This window comes from Pseudomonas savastanoi (genome assembly GCF_020917325.1).
Classification (GTDB): domain Bacteria; phylum Pseudomonadota; class Gammaproteobacteria; order Pseudomonadales; family Pseudomonadaceae; genus Aquipseudomonas; species Aquipseudomonas amygdali.
In genome coordinates this window covers 2,958,534-2,966,200 of the sequence record NZ_CP076652.1, presented here as the reverse complement: position 1 = coordinate 2,966,200, position 7,667 = coordinate 2,958,534, and the positions used below count along the sequence as shown (strand labels likewise).

At 54.2% G+C, this 7,667-nt stretch carries 5 protein-coding genes and 1 pseudogene; 3 read left to right on the top strand and 3 right to left on the bottom strand.

Going from position 1 to position 7,667, the window contains the following annotated elements:
• Positions 1-223 precede the first annotated feature (223 nt).
• Complete coding sequence (locus KP808_RS12750; protein ID WP_058401369.1) at positions 224-1,048, top strand: helix-turn-helix transcriptional regulator; 825 nt, start codon at positions 224-226, stop codon at positions 1,046-1,048.
• A complete protein-coding gene (gene adeC / locus KP808_RS12745; protein ID WP_058401368.1) occupies positions 1,048-2,466 on the top strand; it encodes an AdeC/AdeK/OprM family multidrug efflux complex outer membrane factor in 1,419 nt (472 codons plus the stop codon). The genes KP808_RS12750 and adeC overlap by 1 nt, the downstream gene beginning before the upstream one ends.
• 391 nt (positions 2,467-2,857) lie before the next feature.
• On the opposite strand, the pseudogene KP808_RS12735 reads toward adeC, so the two are convergent.
• The 3 genes and pseudogenes from KP808_RS12735 to KP808_RS12725 form a co-directional block, all read right to left on the bottom strand.
• Positions 2,858-3,316, bottom strand: a pseudogene (locus KP808_RS12735) (helix-turn-helix domain-containing protein); the annotation flags it as partial.
• An 89-nt stretch (positions 3,317-3,405) separates the two neighbouring features.
• The gene (locus KP808_RS12730) at positions 3,406-4,008 is read right to left on the bottom strand and encodes a LysE family translocator (protein ID WP_080394910.1); all 603 of its coding nucleotides are present in this window, start codon (positions 4,006-4,008) and stop codon (positions 3,406-3,408) included.
• Positions 4,009-4,266: 258 nt separating this feature from the next.
• A complete protein-coding gene (locus tag KP808_RS12725; protein ID WP_193600970.1) occupies positions 4,267-5,442 on the bottom strand; it encodes an efflux RND transporter periplasmic adaptor subunit in 1,176 nt (391 codons plus the stop codon).
• A gap of 569 nt (positions 5,443-6,011) precedes the next feature.
• Here KP808_RS12725 and KP808_RS12720 point away from each other — a divergent pair.
• Positions 6,012-6,824: a helix-turn-helix transcriptional regulator gene (locus KP808_RS12720; protein WP_080394911.1), complete on the top strand. Its 813-nt coding sequence runs from the start codon at positions 6,012-6,014 to the stop codon at positions 6,822-6,824.
• The last annotated feature ends 843 nt before the right edge of the window (positions 6,825-7,667 follow it).

Here is a 7,667-nt window from a genome sequence, read left to right as displayed (position 1 = left end):
TGACCGCAGGGTTGCGCAGGATGTCCCGGTATCCCGTGACAGACTTCTCCTGCGCAACCCAGCTTAATTGTAGCCTCTAGCTGAATCGTTTTTTTGAAGACATTCATGCGTGATGCCGGATTCGAGTGATGTTGAGGCGCGAAAGGTTTGAGCATCCAGAGGACGGAATTCACGGTCTGGTCGACAGAATTGCACGCAACTTCTGATCTGCAGGAATGGACATATGAACCGACGAGCGAATGCCAAAGATGAAGTGAAACCGCACATTTATCTGGAACTCGGGAAGCTGGTATCCAGCGTCGGGGATGACATGTTTCTGAGTAACATGCACCAGTTCATCAACACATCGCTGGCCGTCAGCCGGGTCGAGCTGAGCGAGTGGACCGTTGACGACAGTCAATCGGCGGTGACCGATGTGCAATTGCTGGGCTATGCGGGCACTGAGTTGAATCCGCAGATGCAAACGGTGTGTCCGACCCGTGCCAGGCACCGCAACGATCATCCGCTGGTCAAGCGCGTGCTGGAAGCGAACGACGATCTGTTGATCCACTTAAATGCACGGATGAAAAACAACAAGGACACTAGCTTTTCCGGCACCTCCCACCAGTGCAGCCTGGTCTCGCGCAAGGCCAATCGTTGTTGTGTGATCTCACTGCACCGCCCGCAAGCAGACAAAGATTACTCGTTGCAAGAACTGTCATTTTTGAAATACCTCTCGGAAACCTTGTTGCCCCTGTCGGTACGGCACGCCAGTGTCCACCGCCAATACCGCGTGAAAAGCGGAGGAACGCTGACGAGCAGCCTGGCTGCCATGGAGCACACGCAACTGCAGCGCGAGTTCAATGAGCGCTTGAGTGCCTGCGATGTCGTGCTGTCAACGCGGGAAAGGCAAGCCTGCCTGGAGTTCCTGGCTGGCGCCACAGTCCCTGAGATCGCAAAAAAACTCTGCGTCAAGAACAGCTCCATCGAAACCTACCTAAAGCGCTCCGCCGCCAAGCTGGGTATCAGCGGTCGACATGGGCTGGCCAAGTGGATGATAGGAGCATGATGAGCAAATCCCTCAGCCCTTGGCTGGTTGCTGTGCTGTCCTTGAGCGGTTGCTCACTGATTCCGGACTATCAGCGGCCGGCAGCGCCGGTTGCCGCACACTACCCACAGACACCCGCCTACGCTCCAGCACTCTCTGGCCCCATGGCGGCGGACATGGGGTGGCGCGACCTGTTCCGCGACCCGACGCTGCAACAGCTCATCGAGAGCGCTTTACACAATAACCGAGACTTGCGTGTGGCAGCCCTCAACGTCGAGGCCTATCAAGCGCAATATCGCATCCAGCGCGCCGATCTGTTTCCCGCGATCAGCGCCACTGGTAGCGGGACCCGACAGCGCCAGCCCGCCAGCATCACGCAGACCGGCAGCCCGGTCACCAGTGGCAGCTACTCGGCAACGCTGGGTATCAGCGCCTACGAACTGGATTTATTTGGACGCATACGCAGCCTGACCGACCAGGCCTCGCTTACTTATCTGTCCAGCGAAGAGGCCCGGCGCAGCACTCAGTTAAGTCTGGTTGCGAGTGTCGCCACCGCCTACCTGACCTGGCGCGCAGACCAGGAACTGTTGGCCTTGAATCAGGACACGCTGGCTTCCTACGAGAAAAGCTTGAACCTCACCGCTCGCAGCCAGCAAGTCGGCGCCTCTTCATCGTTGGACCTGGCCCAGGCGCGGACCTCGGTGGAAAGCGCACGGGCAAGCCTGGCAACGTTCCAGCGCCAGGTCGCTCAGGATCTCAACAACCTGACTTTGTTGGTGGGTACGACGGTCGCAGACAGCGCGCCAAACCGTCCGCTGGCCTCCGAATGGCTCGCCGAAGTACCGGCTGGCTTGCCTTCTGATCTGCTGCAGCGACGCCCGGACATTCTTGAAGCCGAATACCAGTTGCAGTCTGCCAACGCCAGCATCGGTGCCGCGCGCGCAGCGTTCTTCCCGAGCATCAGCCTGACTGCCAACGCTGGCACATCGAGCACCGAACTGTCCGGCCTGTTTAAAGGTGGCTCGGGAGGCTGGGTGTTTTCACCGCAGATCGACATCCCGATTTTCAACGCCGGCAATCTGCGGGCGAGCCTGGATTATTCGAAGATCCAGAAAGATATCAGTGTCTCAAAGTACGAAAAATCGATCCAGACCGCCTTCCAGGAGGTTTCCGATGGCCTGGCTGCACGCCAGACCTACAAGCGCCAGCTGAAGGCGCAGAGCGATCTGGTACAGGCCAACCAGGAGTATTACCGCCTGGCCGAGCGCCGCTATCGAATTGGCGTCGACAACAGCCTGACGTTTCTCGACGCACAGCGCTCTCTGTTCAGCGCTCAACAAAACCTGATCACCGACCGACTGTCCCAGCTGACCGCCGAAGTCAATCTGTACAAGGCACTGGGCGGCGGCTGGACGGAACGTACATCAAAACCCTTGTGAGGTAATGAAGATGGGCACATTCGAATCTGGAGCACATGTACGCCTTCGCTCGAGCGGCAAAATCATGGTGGTCAAGCACGAATCAACGGTCACTCCTCCCCCGGATACTCTGCTCGTGATGTGTGAGTACCGAGCCAAAAATCGCCTGGTGCAGGGCTTTTATTCGGCCCGGGATCTGATTCCCGCGCGCCGGGAACCGATGCACAATCATGGCTGACAGCAGCCCTGACCTGCGTTGGGGCTATGTGCCAATAGGTGCGACCGGCTTATGAAATACCAAAAGTGATCGTGACCGCGATAGCGATATGACAGCCATCAATCAGGGCGTCTGGCATATCGCGTCGCGAGCGAGCGTCCTGCCCAGCATTTACGACGCAATAGCGTCTCAGGATTTATCTTTCAAGTCCGGATCGTCGGGCAACTCAATAGCGCATGTCAGGTGCGGCTTTATGCCGTTTGCGGCCCAGATGCGTTGAACGCTGGCCGGTGATATGCCAGCGACTCGTGCCATGCTTCGACAGCTCCAGCGAGCCTGATCGGTACGTGGCTTGGTGACTTGCTCAAGGGTCAGTCTCAGCGCTTCAGCCGGCAGGGACGGCTTGCGCCCTCTTCCGGGCAGATCCATCAGACCTTGCAGCCGCAGCTCTTGAAAACGCTTGCACCAGCGCGTGACTGAAACAACGGAGAGACCGGTCAACCAGGCAATCTCGTTACGAGACAGCTTTTGAGCCGCCAGCAAAATCACCAGCGCCCGGCGAGACTCGCGTTGACTGACAGTGGCTGAAGCATTTACGCGCCGACTCAGTTCTCTTTCCTCATCGTCGCTAAGCACGATGTCCTGAGAGTTCATATGACTGCTCCACGCACTGACTGAACACAAACAGACCGTCAGTGTTAGATATGTATTTAAAGTACGGCCTGCGAACGCGTATTGGCAGGTCAGGTGAATAGCGCTGTTGAAGCCACGTTATACAACGCAATAATCGCGAACAGCCCAATCACTAATGACACTAATCTATTGACTCGATTGCTCGACATCAGCGTTGGCAGGCTTCGGCCACACAGAGCGCCCAGTCCGACCCACGCTATGCCCACAGGCAGAACGACCAACGAAAATACCGTCATGAATGAAACATAACTTTCGAACTGCAAGAAGGTGCCGGCGGGTGCTATGAACGTCGCAAAAAAAAGCCCTTTCGGATTGTTTAGTGTTGCCAGAAATAATGCCGATATCGAGATCACAGCGGGCTTTCCGTCTGTGTCCTGATGCGTTGAAAACCATAGTTTCAGAGAAATGTAAAACAGAAAAGCCACTGCCAGGATCTTGGTCATTATCACCACCCACCCATAATTCGCGAGTGCGTCAATGGACATACCCCAGGCGGTAATCTGAATCAGATAGGCCGTCCATTCGGCAGCAATCAACTTCAGTGAATACATACCAAGGCCGCGATTGACCCCGGACTGGAGCAGCAGCGAATTGGTCGGTCCCGGCACCAGCAGCAGCGTGAGCATTGCAATTGCGACGTAATACATGGTCATCACCAACACTCCAGAATAGATGTATTTTTCAACCCCTTTATTTCCCAAAAAAAGGAAAACTACTAATGTGCAGTGCCAGCACCCAGGTGTTCAGGGAAGTTCTAAAGCAAGCATCGACGTTTACGGCCCTCACGACGTGAGGAAAAACGCTCCGCCCAATGAGTCAAGCCAGTCTTAGTCGTGTTCCATTATTGCGTTAACGTCGAATGAAAGGCCTTCAGGACGTTTTTTGTTGCCCGGCACGTCATTGCCATACCGTCACACACCTTGACCGCCCCCAGCCTCCCCAATGACAACCCTGTCTCCAACTTTCAACCCCGAAAGTACTTCAACCCTTACCTGATTATTGATCCCTGACTCTATTTGCTGTGTCCTGACTTCGTTATCCTCGCCCAATACCCGTACGCTGTAAGTCCCGTCTTCCCGACGTTCGCCCAGCGCGCCAACAGGAATCGTCAATACTCCGGTCTTCGCTTCGAGCACTATCCTGACGTTGGCGGTCATGTTGATGTAGAACCGGCCCTGGGGGTTGGGTACGTCGAATAGAGCGTTGTAGAACACGGCCTTTTTGTTTTCGCCTGATCCGCCGGACGAGCTCGCAGCGTCCAGAGGGCCAGGCTCCATGGCGCTCAGGGTGCTGGTATAGCGTGTGTCCGGATCGCCCGGGATGGTGAAGTAAGCCGCAAGCCCGGGCTTGATCTTGACCACGTCGGCTTCGGAAACCTGCGCCTTTACGGTCATTGTGTCGAGTTGCGCCATCTTCAGAATGACCGGTGCGATCTGGTCTGCGATGACCGTCTGGCCCTCCTGGGTGACAATAGCGAGGATCTGACCATCCATGGGTGCCAGGATTCGTGTGTATTCGAGCTTGATACGGGAGGCCTCTTCGTTGATGCGGGCCTTTTGTAACTGCGCGGAGAGCGACGTCAGGTTGGCGCGCTCGTTCTCGAGCTCAAATCGGGCGTTGTCCTGATCCGCTTTAGAAACGGCCATCGTTGAACCCAGCTCTCGATATCTGCGGTAATTCGATTCTGCCAGCGTCAATTTATGAACGGTCGCGTCCCGCTCTGCAGTGAGTTGCTCGACCTTCACAGCGGCCTGTCGCAAAGCGTTTTTTGCTGGCAGCGGGTCGATTACTGCCAATAGCTGATTTTTCCGGGCCTTGTCACCTGGCGCGACTTTCAGTGACTGCAATTGCCCGGAAACCTGAGCCCCTACGTCCACCTGATTACGGCCCTGCAGCACGCCTTGTGCCAGTACGGCGTGTTCGATATCCGTTATTTCCGCTGCGGCGGATAGAAAAACAGGCTCTTCTTCACCGCTAACGCCCTTATAGAAGGCATAGCCAGCCAGCGAGAACGCCAGATCAATCAATACGATCCTTAAAAGGATTTTGCGGAAATTCAATTTCCTGAAAAATCCGAAAATCCTCACTGTATTTCCCGCTCAACAGGAATTATTGATCTCGTCTGGATCAACTGTTCAACACCGAAATAAAGGGCGTACATGAGAATCTCCCCGCGCCACCGCGACTGTTTCGTGCAGCAGCAAACGTCCCTGCAGTCACGTGCTTATGGAAACATCAGGTCGTACGTCCGTCTGTCCCCGCATTCAGGGACATTATTTCGGAGACCACACACAAGTGGGATGTCTCAATTTAAACGTCACTATTTGGCGGCCATATTCGCCTGATTTTCCTGTAGCAGCCATGGCATTTAGAGCATCTTTATTCTGAGACGAAACATCCTATTGCCACTACCGGCCTTGGCAGGCGTTACAGAACCGTGTCGAAAATAGAGCATCTGCCTGTATCGAGCCATTTGTCCCCCCTTTCCCCTACAGACTAGGAATAGTCGCTATGTGTAAATTCTTTAACGCGCTAGTAGTATTGTCCTACAATCTTACATTATGCTAGATGTCAGGCATCGAGAGGGCTGAGCAGTATGTGAGATGAGGTTGCTTTTGGTTTAACTGGAGACTAACGCCATGGGGGCAAATGTGTAATGAAAGCCAATTTACGAATGACGGGTGACCAGTCAGCGTATTTTCTGGAATTGGGAAAACTGATCTCGAGCGTAGGCGATGCAAGATTTGCTTCGAATATGTATCAGATCATCGCGGCCACCGTACCGATCGATTTCCTGGACCTGAGTGAATGGACGATTGACGAGAATGAAGGCAGCATCATCAGCATTCAGCCCCTTGGGCGAGAGTACGCTGAGCAGAAGCCGGTGAATCTGACGGTTTCGCAGGACCACGACATGCTGCTCGCTCGAATGGTCAATGTGGACGACTTCCTGCTCATTCATCTGAAGCCACCCTTTAGTAGTTGCACTGGACCGGCCAGCTCTGGTTCGGCGGGTACCTACCATTGCAGTCTGGTGTCGCGCAAGTCGAACAGACGCTGCGTCATCTCCTTGCACCGCCAACATCACCAACGTGACTTTTCGCTGCACGAATTATCGTTTTTAAAGAATTTTTCAGAGGCCCTGCTGCCACTGTTGGAGCGGCACGCTCAGACCACCCGAACATTGTGCACTGCGCATGCTGACAACGATGCGGTCACCCAGGGCGGGCAGCAGCTTCAGCGCGAGTTCAACGAAAAGCTCAGCCATTCCGAGGTCAGATTGTCACTCCGTGAAAAGGAAATCTGCCTTGGCATACTTGCCGGGGCGACTGTTCCGGAGCTGGCCGACAAGCTTCACGTCAAAAACAGCTCCATCGAGACCTATCTGAAGCGTGCTGCGGCCAAGCTTGGTGTGAAAGGACGACACGGTTTGGTCAAGTGGATGACAGGCGTCGCCCAAATGGCCTGAGTTTTGGCGGATGAGCTTAAAGGTACGCGGTATGACGCATCTCGTGCCAGGTGCTCTGGCGGTATCAACCATGATGGCCAAATGCTGGCATAAGCACGTTGCCGGGGTGGCTTGCAAAGTGGCATCACGTTGCCGGACGCTCCGCGTTCACCTTCCCCGCAGAAAGCCGTCTCCTGCCCAATCGTCTCGCGCAGCCAGTCAATCGGCTAAACCGAGTGAGGCTACGGTTCCGCGAGAAAGAATTAACAAATGATCTGCTGGAAAACCGGCAGACATAAAATAAAAACAAGCGTGCTCTGAAAAATGTCTTTTACTCTGCGCAGCCCATTTGCACTAACGTACCAGATAACGCCTCATTCGCCTGTCTGTTTAAAATCGCCTGGCCCACTACTTTTCTTTTCATTGAGTTTTTTTTATTATAATCTAGACGTGAATTTTGAACCCTGCAGGCTTTCGCCGGTCTTAGGTCATCGGCCAACTTTTTTCGACTTATCTGTGATTAGTATGATTGCCTTAATATAAACACAGTGTTGCACTCCCCCGTACCACCAGCGACCTGTTTTGATACGCTGACAACATGGATATTGATAGGAGTGGACCATCATGCCTATGCCATCGAATGTCTTTGCTACGTTGCTACAGGCCCTGCAGAGGCCCGTCGTGCGCGGTGTATCTTCCTATACAGCTGCCATTACCCAGAGTGATTCGTATTTACCTGCTCTTCCACGGCAATGCCAAGTTCAATAAAAATCGATAAAAAGATCGTTCCAATAAGGTGTATTGATCATGGCAAGTGTTCTCGTTTTCCGTAACACGATTGACTTTTTATTACGGCATGCTCTT